We start from the raw sequence: 21,999 nt of genomic DNA on the forward strand, positions 1-21,999 counted from the left end.
GTCTCTCCGTCTGTACTGCACATCGTTCTATCCACGCTACGATTTAAACACGAAGACGAGCCATGTTCTCTGTAGACTCCGCTATGAACCGTCGTTACTCCGACTTTGAGGAACTGCGGCCGACTGGCGAGGCGTCCCACATTCCGGACACAAGGCTGGACGACGGGTGTGAGGGTGCCCCCCGGCGGCAACGCGTCGCGACGAGCTCTAGTGGTTACCCTGATGCGGCGGCAGACGACGGCGAGTGCCGGTCCTGTGGGTCGTCAGTCCCAGACGGCCAGACGAAATGCCGGTTCTGTCTCACCAACCATCTCGGGAGTGACGCCACTAGCACGAACGAGACAGCGTCGACGACGTTCCTCGGAATCGTCCACCTAGTCGTCGAGTCGACCACGTTCTACGGCGCCGTGGCGAAGGGCGGCGCCGCGGCGACCCTCCTCTCTGCCAACGAGGCGGAGCCGGCCGTCGACGACTACACGCTCATCTACAGTCTCGACGAGGCGCCTGCGCGCCAGCTGGCTGATCAATGGCCCTCAATCCCTGAGGCGGTACAGGTATCGTCAGGGAAGGGTGAGGGGCTTCTCAGTGTCGCCCGTGACCGGGCTGGGTGGCACGGGCAGGGAGCGTCGGAGCGTCAGGAGCAGGCCCCGACGCGGCTCTACGACCAGCGTGGGGACGGCATCCGCGACGCGTCGCGTCTCGATGCGGTCCTCGACGACGCCGACGACGCGGTATGGCTGGTTCCAGCGATGGCGCTGACCGAATCCACTGGCGAGGCTGCGGCTGATCGTCAGGTGTCGTCGGTACCGACGACTCAGGAACTCGACTGTCAAAACTGTGGACGGGCGACCGACCATCGGTTCAAGACCCACGAGTCGGTCACGGATGAGGCGTGGACGGGGCAACCGATCTGGGAGTGTCGGGTGTGTGGCTCGGCTCGCTACGGACCCAGTCTCGAGTAGCGCAAGGGCTGGACATCGGTTAACCAACAGCTTGCAAGTAGCGCCGACATTTGTTAGTTAATCCAAGAGAACGCGTCGAGTCTTTATTTAAATATTGGAACGGATTAGATTTAGTAAGTAACTCAGACGGTCTGAAGACATCACCCTCTGGACATGGCATCTTACGGATTACTATAATCGTTGAGTCGGGGTATACATAATTCTGGAATCGAAAGTGCTTGTGATTTCAGAGAGGGCCTCCTCTGCTATTGCGGCAATATCGATGTTTCCCGTAGTCACATCATATGTGTCCTCAACGAAGGTCTCAAACTCACGAGCGATTGACTTTGCAGTGTCCAGAAAGGTGAGCGAGTCAATTTCCTCGAACTCTCGAATAAACTCGACGGTCTGCATGACCATCGAGGTAAGATAGGTTGCGAACGCTTCGGGATCGCGCAGAGTTGTTGGAATAACGCCACGGATAGCGTAATGGACCTCACTCAGGAGCAGTTTGTAGAGGCCGTTATGAACACTTCTGAATCGATAGAGAACTCGATTATTTAGATACCGCGTTCCCCTCCATGCCGTTTTGAAGTTCAACGGGGTCCAGAAAAGCAATCCTTCCGCAACGAAAATCGCTAATGATCGATAGAAATTGAAGAACCGTGGCATTTGGATTGCAGAAATCGACCCAGCCTCTTCGTGAGCGGTATCGAGGGCGGTCGCAGAGAGAAGGACGTTGTGACCAGCGAGAGCGAATGAGCCCATGGAGGTAAACGTCGAGGCCATGCCCGCTATCCGCGCGAATTTACTATGGCCGACATCGACTCCAAGATCCTCTTCAATAACTTCAGTAACCTTCCGGAGGCCGTGAAGTTGGTCCGTGTTGATGTTTCCAACAGCTGCGGAAATCTGCTGTCCATCTGTGACGGCTGCCAATTCTGTGTCGCCGAGCTCCTCATGAACGTCTGCGAGTTGATCAGCAAGTTGGACTGCTCGAGACGAGGATGCCGATGCAAGTGCGTGAGACCGGAGGCCGGCACGAATGCGACTTTTCGCATCCGCAAGCCGAGCAGAATCGGCTTTGCTCATATTCAACCCTCATTCAGCGACGGTTTTAAACCCTTCTAGTACTGCTGACAATATAACAATGGACGGGACTCCCGATCAGGAAGCCCTCCAAGAATGGATGGAAGAGCGTAACTTCGACCGGCGAGATATCTTGAAAGCCGTGGCGGTGTTTACCGGATCAGGCTGGCTGTTCAGAAACCAATTCCCCACATCAAATAACACCGATTCACGCCTCTCAGAAGCTGAGAAAAGCGCGGCCACGCTCGCCGACCGACTCAACGTAACTGATCTGCGAGATCCGCTCATGATGTCTGGACTCACGCCGATGGTTGAGAGCACCATCGAGACAATCAGCGAGGTGCTTCACGATGGAACAGTCACACAGGGCGTCTGGATCGCCGAGAAACAACGACGTGTCGCTAGCGTACTAAGCATTATTCCAGGGATCGATCCGCCGCCAACACAGTCACGTCCCGCAAAGCGGTTAGCTCACCTCGAAGCAGTACGTGCGTACTACCAGTCTCTCAACGATGTTCTCCAACACGTAGCTTCAACACAGCGTGTTCTCGAAATGATCGAAATGCCTGCTCTATATGACGGAGAACGCCCAGAACGAGCGCTGTCGAGTTTCGTGGATATTGACGCGATCGAAACCGCAAACGAGGAAGCCAAAAGCGCCGGGGAAAGAACAGCAAGCAAAGAATCCATAGACACACTACTCCCAGAAATCGAGGACGTGGCGACACAGCTCGGTATGCAGGTTCGGATTCAGAACCAACATAGCACAGCGATTCAATCATATCTCGACTCAGCAAACCGCTTTGAATCCGGAGCCCGGCAGCACGAACAGAGGCACCTAGAACAAGCTGAGAGTCAGTTCCGTGCCGCCAAAGAGGCCCTCTCTGACAACATACTAGAGTCAAACCGAGCGTACTCAATCTCGACTCACGGGCCCACACTTCACGACTATGCAACTCACTTCACCAAACGCAGGCAGGGACTTAACCGGCTCATCGCTGCCTGTAAATCTGAAATCGATTCTAGCACGCAGAATACACGATTCAACCAAGGACTATCCCATCTCATCGACGCACGAGGTGTCGTACGTCAATAGAATTCAGTGAAAATGTTCGAGTTTGAGACTCCAGCGAAGACTAGTGGGAGACCGTTCCACCGCAGGAGGCACGTACCCGCTTCCAGATGTTCTTCCCGAACAACTACCAGACGGTTCCACGGTCGATCATCAACGTGATGGGCGCACTCGGTGCCTAGCGGGTATGACACAGTACGAAACTTGTGTATGAAGAATTTTCGAGTAGTGTTATAGCCAGCAGGCATAGGAGCCGGCCCCATCGCCTTAACCAACAAAAGTATGGATCAGCGGTCGCGTTGGTTAACACGAGAGCAGCCAATGTCCTACGGGCCCCCGACCCCATTGTCGAATCTCCCGACAGAGATCGTCAACACGCTCAATGTGTCGACTCCGGAGCGGCTCCGGGACGTTGCTACGTACGCCGAAGAGCTAGCCGAACATAAGGAACGTGAGGCTTGTCTTGAGGACGTCAACGGCATCCTCCCAATATAGATGAACATCGCAGAACACGGTCTTCTCCTGACCGAAGTACAGTCGTTCTTGCTCGAGTGTTTTTCAGTACGATCATCGTCGACGACGCCACACGAGCGGAACGCGTAGGCTTGGGTAGTGTCATCAACAAAGTGCGTCACGGGATCTTCCATTCTTCATCCTAGTGCTCTCAGGAGATTCGACCAAGCGCCCATGCTGCCTGCTCTCGAACCCGTTTATCAGGATCGTCTTTGAGTAGCCGCAACTGGTCATCTGGAACGGGCACATCGGCGTTCCCAATCAAGGTGCATACATTCGCCCGCACGGTCGAATTTGAATCACTGAGAGCAGCGGCCAATTGCTCATGTTCATCACGAACTGCGTCGAGATTAGCTTCGCCGGCACGAAGTAACGCAATTGAGGCGTGAACTCTCGTTTCTTCGTCTTCAGCAGTAAGAGACTCTATCAGCTCCGGAGCAAGTTGGATGACGGATTCGGGATTCGACTGGGAAATATCACCGAGGAGACCAGCAGCGTTTGCACGAACCAACGCATCGTCGCTGGTGAGCAGTTCACCGAGTGAGTCAGTGATATCACTGGCCGCATCGGGGTAGGCGTGTGCAATTTTTCCGAGTGTCGAGAGTGCGTTCGTACGTAGATTTTCGTCGGACACCTCGATACACTCGATCAGGGTCTCGACTGCTGGGAGGAGTTCCTCGGGATATGCTTCGGCGACGTTCGAGAACGCATATAGCAGCCACTGGCGAGTTTCCAAGGTCGCGGAGTCGGCTGTCGACACCATCGCTGGCAGCGCGTCCAGCACCCGTTCAGGAGCTACCTCAGCCATAATTCCGAAGCACTTCGCTATCTCCTCTGCTTGCTCCTTATCGGTAAGGAGATCTAATCGAGCGAGGAGCATAGTCTCCAATTTGTCGGCGACCGCTTCGCGGATATCTTTCCGTTCCCCGAAGACCGTAGCGATGAACATCAGTGCTGGGACGGCCTCAACTTCGTCATTCTGAACAGCTTCGAGAACAGCCTCAACATCTCCGAGCGGGATTTGCTCTGGGTTCTCATCCACGATCGTCACTAATTCCGAAATTGCAGGATCCCAGATCGAGTCGGGTAGCTGTTCGAGGGAAATCGGGTGAAGTTCACGTAGGTCCGGAAGACGAATCGTGATCGGGCTTTCTTCTCCAATTGGTTGAAAACGGAACACCGACGGCCCGTTGAGCGGTTTTGCCGATGGCCGTGTAATCTCATCGTGGTAGCCGGACACCCGCTGTTCTTTGGTATCGTCCTGATACGCGATTTCGAATAGGCACCCCTCATCCAGGATGCTTTCGACTGTGGCCTCGGATTCAAAGCCTCCCGTCGTCGCTTCGTCGGAGAACCACTTCCCGGATTCGTGGAGTGGTTCTGTGATATCTGAAAGTGAACGTAAACCGGGAGAAACGACATCTTCCCACCATCTATGGCGGAATTCGTATTCGAAACCCTTTGCTCTCGCCTGAACACCGTTAATCCCGAGCGGATGACTTTTCTCGGGTTCCATTGCGTCCAAGATTTCGTCACAAGAGGCACCGCCGTGTTCGAGGATGTACCGTCGTACTGCGGCAATAGCGAGCACACAGTCCTGACGCGGTGCTTTCATGGGAAAATCGACGTCCTCCAGAGCAAGCAGATCGGCATTGACTTCAAGCCGGCTACTTCGCAAGTCCCGGCCGAGTTGGTCACTCAGTTCGTTCTGGTCGAATCCATCTTCGTGCTGCGAGAGAGTTATCTGGCCGCTATTTCTATCCCGGAACTCGGTGTTTCCTAATCGAATCCCTCGCGGGATTGCTTCGATAGGGATCTCCTCCCGCCAGGCGGTAATCATCGCTTCTTGTATCGTGATGGATTCCCCGTCGTCAGAAACTAGTTCTTTGTCTGGACTAAGACCGGCTTTTGCCGGGTCGTAGAGGAGCGCGTCAGCCCCGACGACATCATAGACCCTTCGCTCCTTCATGAGGGCATTCCAGCGCCCCTCGATCGATTCCTCGTCTTGCTGGTTCAGCAGCGCGATTAGATCTTGAATTAACTCCGAGATGAAATCTCCCTCGATCAATCCCGCTTCTTCCAGCGCTTTGATATCAGGACTGGCGGCCAGTTTCCGAACACGGTTCGTTATCTGCAGGGCCCGGTCTTGACCCACTCCGTACTCTCGCTGCATCTTCGTCACCATCCTACCTGCCCAATCACTTGCCCCCATAGATAGGACAAGCACCCCGAGAACTATCATAGTGGTGTATATTTCGGCGCCGCTGATGTCTCGAGTTACACGATTCGCGTACGTTCGAGATGCGCAAGTTACTGCTCAAGCTCGTTGATCTTCCCCTGGTAAACCTCGTAGAGACCGTAGAACCAGACCCGATACACATGGCATATCTCATTCTGACGTTGATTCCCTCCGCTCATTCTACTGCCCGCTCAACAGTTAGCACCCCATCAAATGACCCACGTGATCGCTCAGTGATGTTTATCGCCCCAGAAGGGGTGAAGGGGCTGTTCCGTTGTCCCTTCGGAGCCAACGATGGCAACGAGAGAGATCTATACGACGGCGTTCGACGAAGACGTCCAGACGACTACAACTGAGTGTCCTGATTGTGGTGGCAGTATTCGACGGACTAGCCGTGAAACGACCTGTGAGGACTGTGGACTCGTCCTCGAGGAGAACCAACTCGATCGAGGGCCCAGTTGGGGGCGAAGTAACGGGCAGGAATCGAAGAAACGGACTGGCGCACCACTGACGCCGACACGTCACGATCGCGGTCTGTCCACCGAAATCGGCTATCACCGAGATGGGAACGGAAACACGCTTTCGAGTCAGAAGCGACGGCAGCTGAACCGACTGCGTCGCGAACAGTCCCGTGCACAGTGGCAGTCGAAAGCGGAACGGAACCTCGCGTATGGCCTCAGTGAAGTCCGGCGGATCGTCGCTCGTCTCGGTCTGGCGGAGAGTATCCGTGATCAAGCGTGTACGCTCTTCCGACGAGCCCAATCGGAGGGGCTCTGTCACGGCCGATCGCTCGAGGCGGTAGCCGCAGCCAGTGTCTATGCAACATCCCGATGTAACGGGCTCGGGCGATCACGGGCAGAAATCGCTGCCAGTGCTCGCTGTGATCAGGGGAAACTCACCAACGCCTACGACGCGATGAACGTCGACCTCGAGTTACCGACACAGCCAGTATCAGCGATCGATCGGATTCCACAACTAGCGACGGAGCTCGAGGTTCCGGACCGAGTCCGTCGACGGGCAGTTGAGCGCGCACAGCAGGCGAGTGACGCTGGACTCACGATTGGCCGTCGGCCGAGTGGCGTCGCAGCGGGCTGTCTGTATCTCGCCGCTGAGCGAGCGGGATTGTGTCTCTCACAGCGCCAGATCGCCGATACTGCAGGAACATCGCCGAATACACTTCGAAATCGACGGGACGAGCTACTCGAACTCGACGCCTGATCCGATCAGGAAGAACCGGATCATATGGGTAGCGAGGGTCCGCTCGAGTGGTGACTCGTGTAGGTTTTTTCACCCCCTGAGGGGTGCGGGGCGCTCTCAGAAGTGAGCGTCCGTCATCGAAACCAATGACTACGAGCGACTGTTCGCAGGTGTCCTTCGAAGACTCGGACACTAGACGCGATGAGATGCACAGCACGATGGAAGCGTGGGCCGAAGACCTCGTCGAGGAAGTCGACGACGCAGCCTCGAGTGAGCAGTTCCTGGAGTGGCTCGATGTGCAGAGTCGCTTCCATGACTACTCGTACCGAAATACGCTCCTGATCAACCGGCAGTGTCCGCATGCGACTCGCGTTGCCGGCTATCGGACGTGGCAAAACGAATTCGATCGCCATGTGAAAGAAGGCGAAAACGCGATCTGGATCTGGGCACCGATCATCGCGAAGCAGTGTCCCGACTGTGAGAACTCGCCATCATACCACGAGCGAAGCGACTGTGAATACGATGAGACGCCACCCGAAGAGTGGTCGAAAGGGCTTGTCGGCTTTCGGCCAGCTCCGGTGTTCGATATTTCCCAGACAGAGGGAGAGCCACTACCCGAGCTCGAGACCGAAGCGACTGGAGATGCCGATGAACTACTGCCAGCGCTTCTCGAGGCAGCCTCGTCACTCACTGTGGATGTGGAGGTCGTCTCCCAAGACGAATGGTCTCACGGTGATGCCAAGGGCGTCTGTCAGTATCGGTCTCCTGCAGAGCGACCACTACTCGAGATTCGAGACCGTGAGAACAACGCTGATCTCGCTGTGACGCTCGTCCACGAATACGCTCACGCACTCCTACACAGTGACACCGACGACAAGACCGAGCGCTCGAAACGCGAACTCGAGGCAGAGGCAGTCGGCTACATCGTCGGGCGGTACTTCGGGATAGATACGAGCGGGTCGGCGTTCTATCTGGCTGCATGGGAAGGTGACGAGCCGGAGGTGATCTTCGACCGTCTCGAGCGGATCAGTTCGACAGCTGCGGAGATCATCGATGTCGCCGACGAGGTGACCGAGGATGAGTGATCGAAACCTCCTCCTCGGAATCGTCACTGCGCTCGAAGAGCAGGGACTCGGTCGTGACGAGTACCAACTGCACCGAGTGATCGACATCGAAGCACTCGAGCAACTCGTCGACTCAGCAGGCACTGATCTCGAAGTCAGATTCTCGGTTGGTGCCAGCCATTGCACTCCAGCGCGCCGTCATCGACGAGCACTCTGAGGATCGCCAACCCAGTGTTCCCTCGAGAACACATCTTAAATGTAGCAAGTGCGGTCGAAAGACTGAGCATCAGTTCCAGGAATTCGAGACTGTCCCTGATGACGAGTGGTCTGGCCAGCCGATGTGGGAGTGCCAAGTGTGTCAGTCGCCTCGTCACGGACCAAACCCCGAGTAGAATACTCAGCAGAACAACGGCTTAACCAACATAGAATGGGGCTTCCCGAAGCTGTTGGTTAATACAGGTGCAGGGCTTCGGCGGAAGCTAACGTCACGGTCGACTCCTGTGCGAAGACTTAGTCGCACACCACCGATCCAGTATCTCTCGCGGTCAGTTTGTTATCCCGAAAGGGGTGCGAGGGCCAGATAAACGCCCTCAAGTACGAACAATGGCAACGCTCCAAGCAGCGACGACATCGACCGGCGCAGTCGTAACGGATGCACAGGCAGTCCGCCAGCTCTACGAAGCACATTGCTTCGGGACCCTGAATTGGGAGGTGGATGAAGAAGGAGAGCTCATCATCTGGGGATACGACGCCTTCGAGGTCTACGAAGCCCGCGAAGACGGCCTTCCTGACTACGAAGGTGGTCTTGTGACGCACGAGTTCCTCCGAACACTCACGGGCTATCTTGAGCCTAACGAAGAACTCGACATCCAGACAGCCGGGTTCACGAAATGTCGGTTCCAGTCCTCGCAAAGCGGTACATCATCCACGATGGCGAAGTCCTCCACGCGGATCTCCGTTCCCTCGAGCCCATCGACCTGTAGCGTTGTTCTCCCCCCAGGAGGAGTGCGAGGCGACACAGCACAAGCATCGCCTCGTGAAGTGATTGAATCATGGGACACCGCGGCACTTGTTGCATACGAACGTACCGATGGCCAGTACACACTCTATTACTCTCACTGGGGTGCTGCAGACCTGAAACTGAAGTACCGCATCACGGCCGAAACCCGTTCGGTGGCGAGGGCACCGATTCCAAGTGGGCGAAACAGCTACTGGCAGAACTGGCGGATGGCCTCGAGGCAGTCGGTCGGTGAGGCAGTCCAAGAGATCCGCGACCGAACCTCGAGGAACGCCGAGCGGGTATAATACAAAAGGCCAAGGGGACGATTCTGACTGACTGGTAATCGGAGGGGCATTGATAACTCTCGAGGCGAACATATTCATTGTCGCGCTCCCCCGGCGCGACACAGATCCAATCAGCTCCCCACTGAGTCATCGCATCCACCTACCACGCCCGACGGCCACCTCTCCTGGCCCATCCGGGCGGTTTTGAAACCACAGCCAACTCTCAAGCGATAGCTATCCGATCCCAAGTGCGTCGACGGCGCCGGCGGGCCCGACGTCGTGATCGATGAGGCGGTTAGCGGCCAGCTGCCACGCCCGTTCGGCAAGCTCGGAATCTGCGCTCTCGTAGTGGACTAGAACTCGGTCAGTGCGACGGCAACCAGGAGGTCTTCCTGTCGGTCGGTAAGCATCGCCGGCGTTGGCCGCGGCTTCCCGTATAAAATTTAGAGCCGAGAAACGCTAGCAGGAAGTGCCAGCGTTACCGTCCCTACGACGATGTGTCAACCGTGGTGGTTCTGAGATCGGGTGACAATATGGCTATTGACTACCCCCTGAAACGATCTCAGAGCGGCGAGGTATGGATGTCTCGTGTCGAACAGTCGATGGGTGCTGACTGGTCTTCCCCCTCGCCATCTAATCCTTGAAACACAACTGACATCAACCTATTGGCCGTTTGATAGCATTGGGAATGGAGAGTACCAATCTCTGAAAACAATTAGCTGTCTCTAATTCCCAGGCCCATGTGGAGGCATTCGCCTCCCTCACATCCACTTTCCGTTTCGACGCCTTATCGGAAGAATCGGAACCGACCCAGCTACCGCTAAGTGGGGTCGTGAACGTTCTCCACATATGCGAGACCAAGAGCGTAACTGCCGCGTCACCAGATACGAGCTCGGGAAGCGAATGCTCGAACTCCGCGGTGGTGACGTCGAAGCAATGGTCGAGCGGTTAGCGCGGGGGTTCGTTGACGGAGATCTCGTGGCTGTTCGCGATCAGGGCCACGAGGCGCTGGTCTACGATCGAGTTCGAGCATCAATTCTCGAGGGTCGGTTAGACGTCTTCGGCATCTCTCGCGACGGATCAGTGTCGCGGCAGGAGACGGAGATCTGGCGTGGCGATGATCTCGAAGGTTGGCTCGAGGCACATCGTGATGAACTGGAGTGGGTGCATCACGAGTGGCGCTGAGGGTAGAAAATCAGCTCTGGATAGACACGATACCGTGACCGTCGAGGCAATCGGCGACCAGTTGCCACGCCTGTTGACGATCTCTCTCTCTCTCTCTCTCTTTTGCTTGTGAGTGAGGTAATCGCGCCCGAGGACCTTGTGTACGGCGGCAACCAGTTTCGGCACCTCGTCACACGCTGAAACAATGACTTTCGTCTTGTTACAGTCGTAGAAGCCTACTGCTCGGTCTGTTGCGTTGTCCCGATAGGCGTATTCTCCGTCGGTTTGGATTCGTATACTCGTAGACACGAACCCTGAATCCTGATCATTCGTTTATCTCGAGCAGCCCATAGCCCACGAAACGGGGATATCTTGTCACTCAATCAGGCTCATCGTGGACCCGGTCGGGACGATCGTCGCTCAATATACACACGAAGTTTCGCGGCTCGTGTGCATATTTGAGAAACCGGTTTCATCGACGTGCAACCGGTGGGGTCTGTATGCGACTCCCACAGCCAACATACGGGAGTGAGTAATAAAATCTGAAACTAACTACGTTTGATCTGTGATCCGACAGACCCGTTAGAATTAAGCCATTTGCATATCTCCATGGTTACTAACAGATGACCAATCTAAGATTTCTATCTCATCGATACAATGTCGTCTAACAAACTAGTCGCATATTGGATACAGTTAAAAGAAAGAGGATCTGATAAGAAATATTGGAATCTCTCTGAGTTAAGGAGCCAGAAGGTAGGACTTTATTACGGGTCAATCGTGGATGTTTTTGAGGACGTTTGTAGGTGCTACATGGATTATACATACGTGGATGAAAAAAATGAGGAAACTTTCACTGTGGAGTTTTATGAGAGATCTGGCAATCTAATTGAAGGCCAATTTTTAAAAGGGGATTCTGGAGTCATTGCTAACCACTTCGATAAAAGAAAAGGGAGTAGAGAGTATGAAGCGCGGACGACAGACATCTCCGAAGAGATCCCTTTCTACTTTTTATTTTATCTTCCAAACAATAACACTGACCGCGCTCTGCTCATTTTACGGGAGTTTGAAAATAAGGGTGTGAAACGAATAGCCACAGACCGATTTCAAAAAATCCTCCGAGGAGTTACTCGAGCTGGGATCTATGAGGATTCGAGAGCAGTTACTCAAGATTACTGGTCAGCAATTCAAAGAGCCGATCGCATAAAGAAAATTCGATTGAAAGGAAAATCGAAGTTGAGGTCTGTTGATGAGGTTGAGGGCGAGAGTGCAAATGCACAAAATATCAATAGAGAATATGTACTACGCCCTGAAACGACTAGCTTCCTGCCGGAAATCCTTGAACCACTATTTAATAAAGAAATAAAATACGCTGGCATTGAATTGGACGAGTTCGATGATAGGAAAATAACTATAGAGCAAGGCGGCTCTGAATTGACTTTCTCTGCTGTTAACCCTCGAGTGGATATGAGAATGATTCTAAATGATACAGACGTGGATATTATGGGTGGCCATCCAACTCCAGAAACAATTTCTGTAAAAGCTAGAGAGTTTGCGAACTACATCTTGGACGAATACGATGATTTACACATCAGCGAAGCAACGATTCTGGGAGATGATTATGAATATGAATATGGAGAAGTAGATGATAGTAGGGGACAAGATGAGCGAAAGACTACTATTTCTGACTTCCAGTGAGTGACTCCATGAGCTTTAACGAATATTTCGGCCTAGTGAACATAATACCCATAATCAGAAATCACTATTCGAATATTATCAAAGATTCGCCTGTAGCTTGGATGGATCTTCTAATTCTTTTGGGTCTTCCAGCAGCTACGGTACTATTGGTTCCTTATTACACTGCGACTGTGAATTTTGTTATATTAGTCGTCACTGCTCTAACGATACTTTTCGGGTTTACATTCAATGCAGCAATTCTCTTATCGGGCACAAACACTTCAGAACTACCACATGAGGAAAAGAGAGCAATTGAAATCACTAAGAGTAGTTCACTTTACGCACTTCTAATTTCCTTTATCACTTTATTGTATTCATTCACCGTATACTTGGCAATAGACTTCGGCAGTGGCTTCTTTTTCAGTATAGAATCAATGTCTGCGTTTCTATATTATCTGTTAGCTCATTACATTCTCACACTATTAGTCATTTTGAGAAACTTATCTGTGTTAATAGACAAAGACATAGTTAGTTGAGGATTGGATGTCCATATAGGCCAATTCGGTTAAAGTATGTCTGTTTAGAATATATCGAAGGTGACGAATCCGCCTATCTTTGGCATAAAAGTCGTTGCTAACTATCGCTAGGAAACCCATGTTTCATATGGATCAACTGGAGGTCTGCGTGCGGGAGCGGGGGTGGAGCGCTGTAATTTTTGGCTCAGTCCCCTTGGGGACTCCTGCTAAGGTGGCTTCCGTGCGAAGTGAAAAACGACCCCGCAGCTGTCGCGGTGCGACGGTTTGAGCTCGCCGACGATTGGTTAGAACGACTCTTTGCGCGTGGGCGAGAGGATGCCCGGGTAGGGTTCGCGGTCCTGTGGATCGGTACAATCGTGGCCTCGAGGTCAGTCGATAGTTCGTTCCTCAGAGGACTGGGCGCTACTCATCGGAATCGTACTCCTCAAGAACGTCGACTACCTTCTCGCGCTGGACGTGGACACGCTGGTAGACAGTCTCGTCACCATCGGTGTAGAGCCGCTCCTCCTCGAGTGTCTTTTCGTCCCCATCGTCGACGACGGCGAGTGATCTGAACACATGTGCTTGGGTCGTTCCGTCCGCGAAGTGCGTCGCACGGATCGCCCACTGCTCGTCCCAGCGCTCGCGAGCCGCGACCTCGAGGCGCTCGAGGGTTTCTTCACGACTGTCGAGTACGAAATCGTCGATGGTCGTGCTACTCATTGGTGCATACCTCCTCTTCGATCATTTCGTAGACTTCTGGGAAGTGCTCCTCGAGGACATCGACATCATCGCTGAATTTCTTCTTAACCCGGTTCCGGACCAGTGACTGCACCTTGTACCGGTAGTTGTCCTTGACGTCAGCCTCTCCACTGATGATCTCGCGTTCGCGCTCGGTCATGAGCGCGCGACCTTCTTCGGCCATTGGTTGCTGTGTACCGTGTCCTCCAAATTCTGCCGCAGAATACCGCCATCCCGGTGCTCATCCAAGATTGACAAGTACACAAATCCACTTGGTTGGAGACCGCAGAGTAACGCCCGCTCATGCGGCCGCAGCTCCTGCGTATTGTGGAACACCTCAGCAATGTCTTCGCCAATTGGTGTGAGCGAGACCTCGGTGTTGGCGTCTCTGCCGCCGTCGGTCTCAAACACTGGATCGTATCCTTCCACTGACACAATACCGAAGTTGTACTCGCCTTTCTCGGTGTCAGCGTAGCCTAGGTCAACAAGGTGCTGGCGTAGCTCTTCATAGGTCACTGTGCCCTGATCCGATATGAAGTTGAAGGTAGCTTTGATGGCTAATGGGTTGGGGGCCCAGTTGATGACGGGTAGACTTCTTCGGTCTGAACGTTTTTGAGGTATGGAGCATCTCGACCAGCCGCTGTTCCTGCTCGGTCATGGCGTCGATGACCCACCAGCGGCATTCACGGCGACGAGGAGTACCTCTACGTCGTCAAGCTTCCGACACGGAACCCGTTCGAGGAGCCGTCCGAGTGGACGGTCAAGGAGAGTGGTCACTCCGCGTTCCCTCGGTGGGATGGCCCGACCGAGGAAGCCTTCGAGCGGGCTAGCTGGCAGTTCCACGGCTCGCTTGAGCACGCGCTCGAAGAGATGGTCGCTGAGCCGGCGTGAGAACGCGACCGGTCTAAATGATGCCGCCGATGACGAGTAGTCCGACGACGAGCAGCAGTGTCGTGACCACGCTCCCCCGAGGTTGTTCGCGAGCGGCTCGGACGGATTAGTACCACAGCAGAGAAGATCGTCGAGACACTCGAAAATTGAGGAATTAGCCAGCACACCATTGGCTACTCCCCTGTTCGTTTGTTTCTATTCTCAGTGCCTCTTGGTGTTGCCAGCGTATCGGGGGACTGTTTTTGTCATTAGAAAATATAGATAAGATTGTATGCCGGCGCCAACGGGAACTGATGGAATCGGACGAGCTATGGAGGAGGTGTTCGTGCCGCCGGCCGGCGTCTTCATCATCGTCGTGGTCATCGAGGAGTTCGTGGGGCCGGTGGTAGCAGGACTGGTGTACCTGCTCATGCTTACTGTTATCTTCCTGGGGATCTACACGTCGGCAAAAAATTGGAACATCCGCTACACGACGGGGTTCGTCCTGTCCGGTATCGTCCTAATTTGGATGGCACCCAGCATTATCTCGACAGTGATCCATCCCGTATTCGGGTTTTTGGGCACTCTGATCGGGGTCGTATTCCTTGGCGGAATGGCACTCCTATTGATCGAAAAAGCTGGCCTCGATGAGGAGTTCTTCCCGAAATAGCTGCGATGCCGCCGGTCGCTGCAGCACGATTTTAAATGAGATGTGGTCTAAGTATTTCACACGAAACGATGTCATCACTGGGGCAACAAGATGAGAAAATCGCGCGGGAGATTCTGAAAGCGCTCTATGATCAGTTCGAAGACGTGCAGTACCGTGGCCTGACAGGGGATGGATTGTACGAGGCATTGGAGGAGTACGAGCAGGACGACGTGGCTTATGTGGCGGAGCGAATCGATGGAGAATACGTCGATGTACAGGGGGCACTGGGGCAGCGAATCAGCACAATCCAGATTACTGCGGCGGGGATCGAGAAACTGCACGAGGACGGGTGCGAAACCATCATCGACGGCAACACCCGGTACGACATCCTAGAGGAATTGTACCAGCTTGATCGGGGGAACACCGGGGTAGTGTTCGCCGAGCGAGACGAATTCATTGACGAAATTGGAGATGAAACGCTCGTCGACCAGAACATCTGGTACCTGAAGGAGAAGCGACTCATCGAGACGCACGGAGGGGGCGGCGGACTCTTCTACCACGGCGCCAGGATCACAGACCGTGGTGCAGATCGGTTCGAAGCATATCGGAACGATGGTGTCGAAATCCCGCGGACAGGGACGCACCGATCACTTCGGCAGGCCTCGATTGGCCCTAACGAATCGCAACAAGCTGAGCACCTGTTCCGGGATTTCGTGGAACTCGCGCGAGATGAGGTGATTATCATCGATCGGTTCGCCCGCGAAGGCCTCTACGACCTGCTCCAGCACGTGGCGAACGGCGTCGAAATCAAGGTGATGACGACGGATCGCGTGACTGGAGGGGACTACCAGCAACGCGTATCCCAGTTTGCACAGCAGCACTCAGATATCGAGGTGCGGTATCTCTCGGACAGCAACTGGGATTTCCATGACCGCTACATCATACGTGACCGGGAGGATGGTTGGGCATGGGGTCACTCGTTCCACGACGCCGGTGATACGCAGCACACCGCCTCTGAGCTCCGACCGATCAATCGGGAATCCATTGAGTCCCAGTTTACGGCCGCTTGGCAGAACGGGACGGTGGTCGTATGACGGATATGGTAGTCAACATCGATTTACCAACCGACGAGGCCGGGATGCTTCCCCGTCAATGCCCGAGCTGTGACGGTCAGTTCACGATCCATGGAGAGACCTACGAACAAGAACACTATCTGAATCTCCGGTGTCCGTACTGTAACTGGATCGCGGAGTTCGACGAGTTTCTCACAGAGGAACAGGCGGAGTACGGGAATGCTGTTGCAGAAAATGAGGCGAGGCAGATGCTGGAGGACCAGGTCGCAGATATGTTTGAAGACGCATTCAGCGGTACGGGCTCAAGCGATTTCATCGAAGTCGAAACGAATACAGACGACATCGATTTCGGCCACCGGAACACCCCCTCGCCACACCTGGCTATCGAAACAGACCAAGTGACGTGTAATGACTGCGGATTCTCCTTTGCTGTCGAGGAGAGATCAGGGAACATCTCTTGCCCTGTATGCCGGTGATTTAACCTGATTTCGGCATTATTAGCAAAGATACTTTTCGACACCAGTAGGTCGGCGTTCTACCTCGCTGCGTGGGAGTCTGATGATCCCGAGATCGTTCGCGAGCGCCTCGGACGGATTAATCGAACGGCAGAAGAACTCATCGACGTTCTCGAGGACGAATTCTCGTCCTAACTCAGTTAACCAACGTAGTGATGGATTCCTTCCGCTCTGTTGGTTAAGTTTTTCTGCGCCTGCGGAGGGACGGAGGCGCATTTCGACCTCCGTCGAATCATGACTGACCGCTATCTCACGACGGTCCTCGAGGAAGCTGAACACGTTGCTGAGCAGCACGACCAGGTCGCCCAAACGACAGACAACCAGGCCCACGAGTACCTCCGATACGCTGTCCTCCGGGTGCTCGAAGTCGAGGCGGATTGTGACTGGACTACTCCACGGGACGGACTGTGCCGCCATCCCGACGGACCCGGTCGAACGTTGAGAGATACGCGAGCCGGTCGTGAACTTCATCGGTATTCAGTTCTAGTTCCGCGGCCAGTTCGTCGACGATCATCGGCTCATCGAGTGCCTGGAGGACTTCGAGCCCCCGGTAGTACCTATTCGTGAGCTCCTGAACGCGGGCCTCGATCGGCGTGGTCACCCCGTACCGCTCCTCGAGTTCGACTAGGGCTTCGTTCGCGAACGTGGCGAACTGATCGTCACCCAGGCGTTCAATCTGGGCTTCGAGTTCATCCCGGACGACGTCGTAATCGAGGCCGGCCTGCACGAGCATATTCATGTCCTCGATATCATCGTCGCGGCCTGCGATCAGTTTGAACAGGAAGATATCCTCGTTGCTGACCAGCCGGACCGTCAGTCGATCCGTGTTGAGGAACAGATCGCTGCGCTCTTGCATGCCGTCGGTGAGCACGAGCTTGTTCGCGACCTGCTGGTTGAAGATGTCGAGGCGACACCCATCGTCGTTCTCGACGCAGCTCGTCGCACCCAGCGCCCGATAATCTGGATCCAGCGACTGGATCTCCGCATACCCGAGGTCCATCAGGATAGCCCACAGCTGGCCGTACGCGTCGCCATCTGGGACGACTAGGTCGATATCTTTCGTCGCCCCCTTGAGGTCGCGCAGCGACATCGCGCCACCACCGATCAGGTAGACGGTGAGCGGTTCAGATAGCCCATCCCCGATTCGTTGGAATTCGTTCTCTATGTACTCACGTCCGAAAGTTGGTCTCATTGTGATAGGTCTACCTCGTAGTCAGCCGCCAGCTCCTGGAACTCGTCCCACTCCGGGAGCCGGTCGTCGGCGACCTCGCCGTACGTCTTGAGGTAACGGAGCAAGGCGTCGATTTCGTCTTCGAGGTCATACTTCACCGCCTGCTCTCGGAGGTTCTCCTCGTCGACGTCGACGTGGCTGACCAGGAGGAGACAATACGAGCGGTGACGGCTGCCATCGTCGATTAGCAGCGTGTGACAACACAGCTCCGCCGGCGAGACTTCGTCGAGTCCCTCGGAGTAGAAGTAGTAGCGGTGGTCGGTGAGCAGAAACTGGAGGTCGAAGGCTGCGAATCGAACGAGGCCGGTTTCGTGGAACCCCTCCGCGTCGATCTCCGTCTCGGCCTGGGCGAGGAATTCGTCGTAGTCCTCCCAGAGAATCGTGCCCTTCGGGGCGACGGATTCGAGGCGTTGGCGATGCAGATGGTGTGCGAGTTCACATGCGAACTCGTGGAGGCGATCGAAGTCGGCGTTGAAATCATAGCGGCCGTCGTCCGTGCCGACGAGACCACGGTCGCGAAACCGCTTGAGAACGCGGTTGACCGTGTTGCGGTAGTTGTCGCTCCGGTCGGCAATTTCGGAAACTGTCCGCGGCTGGTCGACGTAGTACAGCACCTCGAGCGCCTTGCCGGTCAGCAGCTCGGGGAAATCAATGTGGGAGTGCTGGCGGACGAGATCCTGGTAGCGTTCGACGGCGCGAGCATCCGACGGGACGACTCGTTTTCGGCGGCCGTCGCGTTCCGTGTAGACGAGCCCCTTCTCGACGAGGTCCCTGACGGCACGGGAGAGGTAGCTCTCGCTGTGGTTGAGCTTCGTCGCCAGCTCGGAGATCGTGTCGTCGCGGTCGACCGTGGCGAGGACCTCGAGTTCGATGCGCCGGAGCACTGTGTAACATAGCACGAAACTACTATATAAAGAAGTTTCGAGTAGTGTTACAGCCAACAGGGTTGGAGCCGCTCCCCGTCGTCTTAACCAACAAAATTATAGATTAGCGGGTTATGTTGGTTAACACGAGAGTCGCCGATGTCCTACGAACCCCCGACCCCACCGGCGAACATCCCGACGGAGATCGTCAACACGCTCAACGAGTCGCCTCCGGAGCAACTCCAAGATATTGCTACGTACGCTGAAGCGCTAGCCGAGCACAAGGAACGTGAGGCCCGTCTCGAGGAGTCGGCAGACCAAGAAGAAGTGGAGGAGCGACCGGATGACGTCCCTGCCAAAGCGACGATCACGATCAAGGAGATAAACGACAATCGCTACTACTACTGGCAGTGGCGGGATGGGGAGAAGATTCGCTCCCAGTACAAAGGCCCGGTCAACCCGGACGAGTGAAACTCGAAGAGGGAGGACACCCACCCCACGTTTCCGTCGTAACTGGATGTCGGTGGAGGGGATGAAGCTAATTTCGAGGGGATCACACCCCCCGCGTTTCCGTCGTTTCTCCACGACGGCGTAGGGAGAGGCTACGATTAGTACTATGCAGCCACTAATTATGTTGGCCTAGTAATCTAGAATTGTGCCAATTTCTGCAATACATAGATTAAAGTATCACAGCCGTAAAACGTCCATTAAGTGTATTTTAGTCAAAGAGGGGGCGAAGTAGTTTGCCCCCTCAGATGAAACAATCCTTTCCAGCTGCTTCTAGAGACAGTCAGCCATAGACGGTTAAGCCGCTCTCGTCTTGGTTCTATCGTCGTGAACATCTTCTTCGAGTCCCCTTCCCCACCCGTTCAGTGATTACGACGGAAACGTGGGGTGTGTGGGTTCGGGATTCGAGATCGTGGCCACGCTCTCGTCTGCGGATTTCCTATCTCACGTCGGAAACGCGGCTATATTGTTAGCAATCCAATTCCACCGAATTACGGCATTTTACTGCTGATATCGGACAAGGAACGTCGGAAACGTGGGGTGGTGTGGTCCACTAGATTTATACTCCCCCCGCTCACACCGTGTGATATTCAATGACGCCCGACTCTTCACCCAGTTCTGTCGACGATCCACTCTTTGAATCTGGGCATCGTATCTTCGCGAACAAGGATCTCCTGAAAATCGGCCACGTTCCGGAAGCTGACCGGATCGTCGGTCGCGACGAAGAAATCTCGAAACTCGCAAAACGACTCAATGGCGCTGTCTACGGATACTCCCCGGAGAACGTGATGATCTACGGAAAAACAGGGACGGGTAAATCTCTCGTTTCAAAACACGTCTGTCAACGAGCTCAAAATGCCGCTCAGGATGGCGTCGAGATTGGAACAGCGTATATTGACTGTGCAGAAGACAATACCGAGACCCAAGCAATCTCCTCACTTGCCGCGAAGTTGAACGATGAATCTTCTACTGGAATCACCGTCCCTCATACCGGCCTCAGTACGTCGAAATACTACAAACTCCTCTGGAAGACGCTCGACGCTCAATTCGATTCTGTGATCATCATCCTGGACGAGATCGACTTGATGAACGATGACAGCGTGCTGATGAAGCTATCGCGCGCTGAGGAGGCAGGGAAAATTGACTGTAGCGTCGGTGTCATCGCGATCAGCAACAAGATCCAGTACGTCGACAACGTGAACGAGCGCGTAAAAAGCAGCTTCCAACACAAGGAGCTGTTCTTCAAGCCATACGACGCCGACCAACTCCGGGAGATCATGTTCAATCGTGAGGACGCCTTCCAGGACGGCGTCCTTTCCGGGGACGTGATTCCGCTCTCAGCTGCCTTCGCCGCACAGGAGCACGGCGATGCTCGAAAGGCGATCGATATTCTTCGCCACGCTGGGGAGGTCGCCTATGAGGCCGGGGCAGAGCAAGTGACGGAGGAACACGTCCGCCAGGCGCAGCAACACGCCGAAAAGGACCGGTTCAGAGAACTCGTGAACGGCGCACCCACGCAGGCAAAGGCGGCGTTGCTGGCGCTAACGGAACTGAGCGTCAACAGCACCGATGATGCTTTCCTCACGAGCCAGGTGTACGACCAGTACGAACGGATCTGCAACCATCTCGATATGGATATCCTCTCTGTCCGTCGGTTCCGCGACATCCTGAAAGAGCAAGCCTTTCTCGGGGTTGTCGAAATCGAGAAGATTAACAAGGGGAGTGCGGGCGGCATCCATCTCCAGAACCGACTCATCGAAGATCCCCAGGTTGTCCGCGAAACAATCCTCGAGGACAGCCGGATGCAGGACTGGATCCGCGAGTAGAGCCCCCTACTACTGAGTAGGTACGGACGACGGAAATCTGGGGTGGGGCGTGAGGAAACGACGGAAACGAGGGGGGTCGAAAATTACGTCGGAAACGTGGGGTTGGATCGAAACGACGGAAGTCAGGGGTGGGGACTACTACGACAATTCGTCGGTGGCCCCGAACGAGCTCAAAACGTCGTGTCTCTCGGCTGAGAGCTCTCGACGAATGTCGGATCGGTCCCACCCGAACGGTGAAAGCACGCCCTCGACAGCTCTGACCAGCTGCGTCTCGTAGTACGAGGCGTCGTAGGCCTCGATCTCTTCGTGGGCGAGGGCGACACGGTCTCGCGAAGATTTCTTGTCGTCGACGACCGCGTACTCGATATCCTGTCCCGGGTGAACTGCCAGATCCTGCTTGCGCGCCCGTTTCAAGGCTGCCACGTTCTGGGTATTCTGTGAGTAGCCTTCCAAGGACTTGGAGACACAATTCCGCTCGACGAGTCCTCTGATTTTGAAGTCATCTTCGCCGGCGACCTTCCCGAACTACTTCGTTAGCGCGCCGGCGTCGCTCTTGCGCTGCGGGACGAACGCCACACAGTCGTAGTGAGCCTCGTGTTCGAGCCGAATCTCGACGCACTCGGTGATCGCCGTCGCGAGCGCCTCGAGGAGGTTGTGCTGCTCCATCTTCGAGAGGTACGTGCGGATAGTCCGTTTCGTCCGTGAGTCGTCGACCTTCTCGGTATAGCGGTCGTGAATCTCGCTCGGCCCGAGAGGTCCGTGCTCGAGAGTATTGTGATCATCGGCGGCTCTCGATCCGAAGACATCTCAAGAGCTATTCTTTGATCACAAGGCGATGAACTGCACTGAACCAACGGTCCAGAATCACCAGTACCGTACGAACCACTCCATCGACTAGTTCAGTAAGATACTGAGTTACCGGTCATTGGGATGATCATAGCACAAATAGACGATAGAGGACAGTAAGCCTCG

23 protein-coding genes and 5 pseudogenes are annotated in these 21,999 nt (G+C 54.8%); 18 read left to right on the plus strand and 10 right to left on the minus strand.

What is annotated here, in order from left to right; genetic code table 11:
- Positions 1-83: 83 nt before the first annotated feature.
- A complete protein-coding gene (locus LDB05_RS23145) occupies positions 84-962 on the plus strand; it encodes a biosurfactant protein 1 (protein WP_226008335.1) in 879 nt (292 codons plus the stop codon).
- Positions 963-1,133: 171 nt separating this feature from the next.
- Here the strand turns inward: LDB05_RS23145 and LDB05_RS23150 are convergent, their stop codons facing one another.
- Positions 1,134-2,033 (minus strand): hypothetical protein, encoded by a 900-nt coding sequence (locus tag LDB05_RS23150; protein WP_226008336.1) that lies wholly within the window; start codon positions 2,031-2,033, stop codon positions 1,134-1,136.
- Between the two features lie 58 nt (positions 2,034-2,091).
- Between LDB05_RS23150 and LDB05_RS23155 the strand changes: the two genes are divergently transcribed.
- The gene (locus LDB05_RS23155) at positions 2,092-3,126 is read left to right on the plus strand and encodes a hypothetical protein (RefSeq protein ID WP_226008337.1); all 1,035 of its coding nucleotides are present in this window, start codon (positions 2,092-2,094) and stop codon (positions 3,124-3,126) included.
- A 297-nt stretch (positions 3,127-3,423) separates the two neighbouring features.
- Entirely contained in the window at positions 3,424-3,597 is a 174-nt protein-coding gene (locus LDB05_RS23160; protein WP_226008412.1) for a hypothetical protein, read from the plus strand.
- 169 nt (positions 3,598-3,766) lie between these two features.
- Here the strand turns inward: LDB05_RS23160 and LDB05_RS23165 are convergent, their stop codons facing one another.
- The gene (locus LDB05_RS23165; RefSeq protein WP_226008338.1) at positions 3,767-5,827 is read right to left on the minus strand and encodes a HEAT repeat domain-containing protein; all 2,061 of its coding nucleotides are present in this window, start codon (positions 5,825-5,827) and stop codon (positions 3,767-3,769) included.
- Positions 5,828-6,148: 321 nt separating this feature from the next.
- On the opposite strand from LDB05_RS23165, the gene LDB05_RS23170 reads away from it, so the two are divergent.
- From LDB05_RS23170 to LDB05_RS23200, 7 genes and pseudogenes are all read left to right on the plus strand, one after another.
- Complete coding sequence (locus LDB05_RS23170; RefSeq protein WP_226008339.1) at positions 6,149-7,072, plus strand: transcription initiation factor IIB; 924 nt, start codon at positions 6,149-6,151, stop codon at positions 7,070-7,072.
- Positions 7,073-7,197: 125 nt separating this feature from the next.
- Positions 7,198-8,136 carry an ArdC-like ssDNA-binding domain-containing protein gene (locus tag LDB05_RS23175; RefSeq protein WP_226008340.1) on the plus strand — a complete coding sequence of 313 codons (939 nt, stop codon included), beginning with the start codon at positions 7,198-7,200 and terminating at the stop codon, positions 8,134-8,136.
- A complete protein-coding gene (locus LDB05_RS23180) occupies positions 8,129-8,332 on the plus strand; it encodes a hypothetical protein (protein ID WP_226008341.1) in 204 nt (67 codons plus the stop codon). Before LDB05_RS23175 ends, LDB05_RS23180 begins: the two co-directional genes overlap by 8 nt.
- A pseudogene (locus LDB05_RS23185) lies at positions 8,274-8,507 on the plus strand (biosurfactant protein 1); the annotation flags it as partial. The gene LDB05_RS23180 and the pseudogene LDB05_RS23185, both read left to right, overlap by 59 nt.
- Positions 8,508-8,718: 211 nt before the next feature.
- A pseudogene (locus LDB05_RS23190) lies at positions 8,719-9,098 on the plus strand (hypothetical protein).
- Positions 9,046-9,420 (plus strand): DUF6735 family protein, encoded by a 375-nt coding sequence (locus tag LDB05_RS23545; RefSeq protein ID WP_343232940.1) that lies wholly within the window; start codon positions 9,046-9,048, stop codon positions 9,418-9,420. Before LDB05_RS23190 ends, LDB05_RS23545 begins: the two are co-directional and overlap by 53 nt.
- Before the next feature lie 828 nt (positions 9,421-10,248).
- A complete protein-coding gene (locus LDB05_RS23200; protein ID WP_226008413.1) occupies positions 10,249-10,584 on the plus strand; it encodes a hypothetical protein in 336 nt (111 codons plus the stop codon).
- On the opposite strand, the gene LDB05_RS23705 is transcribed toward LDB05_RS23200, so the two are convergent.
- Positions 10,480-10,872, minus strand: a complete 393-nt coding sequence (locus LDB05_RS23705; RefSeq protein WP_425498624.1) for a DUF7692 domain-containing protein — start codon at positions 10,870-10,872, stop codon at positions 10,480-10,482. The genes LDB05_RS23200 and LDB05_RS23705 overlap by 105 nt on opposite strands.
- A 348-nt stretch (positions 10,873-11,220) precedes the next feature.
- Between LDB05_RS23705 and LDB05_RS23210 the strand changes: the two genes are divergently transcribed.
- Complete coding sequence (locus LDB05_RS23210) at positions 11,221-12,258, plus strand: hypothetical protein (protein ID WP_226008342.1); 1,038 nt, start codon at positions 11,221-11,223, stop codon at positions 12,256-12,258.
- Positions 12,259-13,175: 917 nt separating this feature from the next.
- On the opposite strand, the gene LDB05_RS23215 is transcribed toward LDB05_RS23210, so the two are convergent.
- Genes LDB05_RS23215 through LDB05_RS23225 form a run of 3 tightly spaced genes read right to left on the minus strand, consistent with a single transcriptional unit; the run spans position 13,176 to position 14,009 of the window.
- Entirely contained in the window at positions 13,176-13,475 is a 300-nt protein-coding gene (locus LDB05_RS23215; protein WP_226008343.1) for a hypothetical protein, read from the minus strand.
- Positions 13,468-13,653 (minus strand): hypothetical protein, encoded by a 186-nt coding sequence (locus tag LDB05_RS23220; RefSeq protein ID WP_226008344.1) that lies wholly within the window; start codon positions 13,651-13,653, stop codon positions 13,468-13,470. The genes LDB05_RS23215 and LDB05_RS23220 overlap by 8 nt, the downstream gene beginning before the upstream one ends.
- Positions 13,650-14,009, minus strand: coding sequence for a hypothetical protein (locus tag LDB05_RS23225; protein WP_226008345.1), 360 nt, complete (start codon positions 14,007-14,009; stop codon positions 13,650-13,652). Before LDB05_RS23225 ends, LDB05_RS23220 begins: the two co-directional genes overlap by 4 nt.
- Positions 14,010-14,112: 103 nt before the next feature.
- Between LDB05_RS23225 and LDB05_RS23230 the strand changes: the two are divergent.
- The 5 genes and pseudogenes from LDB05_RS23230 to LDB05_RS23250 all read left to right on the plus strand — a co-directional run.
- Positions 14,113-14,384 (plus strand): annotated as a pseudogene (locus LDB05_RS23230) (hypothetical protein); the annotation flags it as partial.
- A 271-nt stretch (positions 14,385-14,655) separates the two neighbouring features.
- Positions 14,656-15,033, plus strand: a complete 378-nt coding sequence (locus LDB05_RS23235) for a DUF8216 family protein (protein WP_484549603.1) — start codon at positions 14,656-14,658, stop codon at positions 15,031-15,033.
- A 68-nt stretch (positions 15,034-15,101) separates the two neighbouring features.
- A complete protein-coding gene (locus tag LDB05_RS23240; protein ID WP_226008347.1) occupies positions 15,102-16,106 on the plus strand; it encodes a hypothetical protein in 1,005 nt (334 codons plus the stop codon).
- Positions 16,107-16,111: 5 nt separating this feature from the next.
- Complete coding sequence (locus tag LDB05_RS23245) at positions 16,112-16,561, plus strand: hypothetical protein (protein WP_226008348.1); 450 nt, start codon at positions 16,112-16,114, stop codon at positions 16,559-16,561.
- Between the two features lie 39 nt (positions 16,562-16,600).
- Positions 16,601-16,735 (plus strand): annotated as a pseudogene (locus LDB05_RS23250) (DUF955 domain-containing protein); the annotation flags it as partial.
- Positions 16,736-16,988: 253 nt separating this feature from the next.
- Here LDB05_RS23250 and LDB05_RS23255 read toward each other — a convergent pair.
- Positions 16,989-17,792: a DUF6036 family nucleotidyltransferase gene (locus LDB05_RS23255; RefSeq protein WP_226008349.1), complete on the minus strand. Its 804-nt coding sequence runs from the start codon at positions 17,790-17,792 to the stop codon at positions 16,989-16,991.
- Positions 17,789-18,715 carry an ArsR family transcriptional regulator gene (locus LDB05_RS23260; RefSeq protein WP_226008350.1) on the minus strand — a complete coding sequence of 309 codons (927 nt, stop codon included), beginning with the start codon at positions 18,713-18,715 and terminating at the stop codon, positions 17,789-17,791. The genes LDB05_RS23255 and LDB05_RS23260 overlap by 4 nt, the downstream gene beginning before the upstream one ends.
- Positions 18,716-18,853: 138 nt before the next feature.
- Between LDB05_RS23260 and LDB05_RS23265 the strand changes: the two genes are divergently transcribed.
- The gene (locus LDB05_RS23265; protein ID WP_226008351.1) at positions 18,854-19,165 is read left to right on the plus strand and encodes a DUF6788 family protein; all 312 of its coding nucleotides are present in this window, start codon (positions 18,854-18,856) and stop codon (positions 19,163-19,165) included.
- A 629-nt stretch (positions 19,166-19,794) separates the two neighbouring features.
- Positions 19,795-21,027 (plus strand): orc1/cdc6 family replication initiation protein, encoded by a 1,233-nt coding sequence (orc4, locus tag LDB05_RS23270; protein ID WP_226008352.1) that lies wholly within the window; start codon positions 19,795-19,797, stop codon positions 21,025-21,027.
- Positions 21,028-21,165: 138 nt separating this feature from the next.
- On the opposite strand, the gene LDB05_RS23710 is transcribed toward orc4, so the two are convergent.
- A complete protein-coding gene (locus LDB05_RS23710) occupies positions 21,166-21,450 on the minus strand; it encodes a hypothetical protein (protein WP_425498625.1) in 285 nt (94 codons plus the stop codon).
- Between the two features lie 102 nt (positions 21,451-21,552).
- Positions 21,553-21,792, minus strand: a pseudogene (locus LDB05_RS23715) (hypothetical protein); the annotation flags it as partial.
- Positions 21,793-21,999: the final 207 nt, after the last annotated feature.

Origin of the sequence: Natrinema salinisoli (assembly GCF_020405205.1) — an archaeon.
GTDB classification, from domain to species: domain Archaea; phylum Halobacteriota; class Halobacteria; order Halobacteriales; family Natrialbaceae; genus Natrinema; species Natrinema salinisoli.

Bases quoted from the DNA above. Each gene is read 5' to 3' on its own strand.
- LDB05_RS23145 (WP_226008335.1), top strand. From the start codon at position 84: ATGAACCGTCGTTACTCCGACTTTGAGGAACTGCGGCCGACTGGCGAG.
- LDB05_RS23150 (WP_226008336.1), bottom strand. From the start codon at position 2,033: ATGAGCAAAGCCGATTCTGCTCGGCTTGCGGATGCGAAAAGTCGCATT.
- LDB05_RS23155 (WP_226008337.1), top strand. From the start codon at position 2,092: ATGGACGGGACTCCCGATCAGGAAGCCCTCCAAGAATGGATGGAAGAG.
- LDB05_RS23160 (WP_226008412.1), top strand. From the start codon at position 3,424: ATGTCCTACGGGCCCCCGACCCCATTGTCGAATCTCCCGACAGAGATC.
- LDB05_RS23165 (WP_226008338.1), bottom strand. From the start codon at position 5,827: ATGGGGGCAAGTGATTGGGCAGGTAGGATGGTGACGAAGATGCAGCGA.
- LDB05_RS23170 (WP_226008339.1), top strand. From the start codon at position 6,149: ATGGCAACGAGAGAGATCTATACGACGGCGTTCGACGAAGACGTCCAG.
- LDB05_RS23175 (WP_226008340.1), top strand. From the start codon at position 7,198: ATGACTACGAGCGACTGTTCGCAGGTGTCCTTCGAAGACTCGGACACT.
- LDB05_RS23180 (WP_226008341.1), top strand. From the start codon at position 8,129: ATGAGTGATCGAAACCTCCTCCTCGGAATCGTCACTGCGCTCGAAGAG.
- LDB05_RS23545 (WP_343232940.1), top strand. From the start codon at position 9,046: ATGGCGAAGTCCTCCACGCGGATCTCCGTTCCCTCGAGCCCATCGACC.
- LDB05_RS23200 (WP_226008413.1), top strand. From the start codon at position 10,249: ATGCGAGACCAAGAGCGTAACTGCCGCGTCACCAGATACGAGCTCGGG.
- LDB05_RS23210 (WP_226008342.1), top strand. From the start codon at position 11,221: ATGTCGTCTAACAAACTAGTCGCATATTGGATACAGTTAAAAGAAAGA.
- LDB05_RS23215 (WP_226008343.1), bottom strand. From the start codon at position 13,475: ATGAGTAGCACGACCATCGACGATTTCGTACTCGACAGTCGTGAAGAA.
- LDB05_RS23220 (WP_226008344.1), bottom strand. From the start codon at position 13,653: ATGACCGAGCGCGAACGCGAGATCATCAGTGGAGAGGCTGACGTCAAG.
- LDB05_RS23235 (WP_484549603.1), top strand. From the start codon at position 14,656: ATGCCGGCGCCAACGGGAACTGATGGAATCGGACGAGCTATGGAGGAG.
- LDB05_RS23240 (WP_226008347.1), top strand. From the start codon at position 15,102: ATGTCATCACTGGGGCAACAAGATGAGAAAATCGCGCGGGAGATTCTG.
- LDB05_RS23245 (WP_226008348.1), top strand. From the start codon at position 16,112: ATGGTAGTCAACATCGATTTACCAACCGACGAGGCCGGGATGCTTCCC.
- LDB05_RS23255 (WP_226008349.1), bottom strand. From the start codon at position 17,792: ATGAGACCAACTTTCGGACGTGAGTACATAGAGAACGAATTCCAACGA.
- LDB05_RS23265 (WP_226008351.1), top strand. From the start codon at position 18,854: ATGTCCTACGAACCCCCGACCCCACCGGCGAACATCCCGACGGAGATC.
- orc4 (WP_226008352.1), top strand. From the start codon at position 19,795: ATGACGCCCGACTCTTCACCCAGTTCTGTCGACGATCCACTCTTTGAA.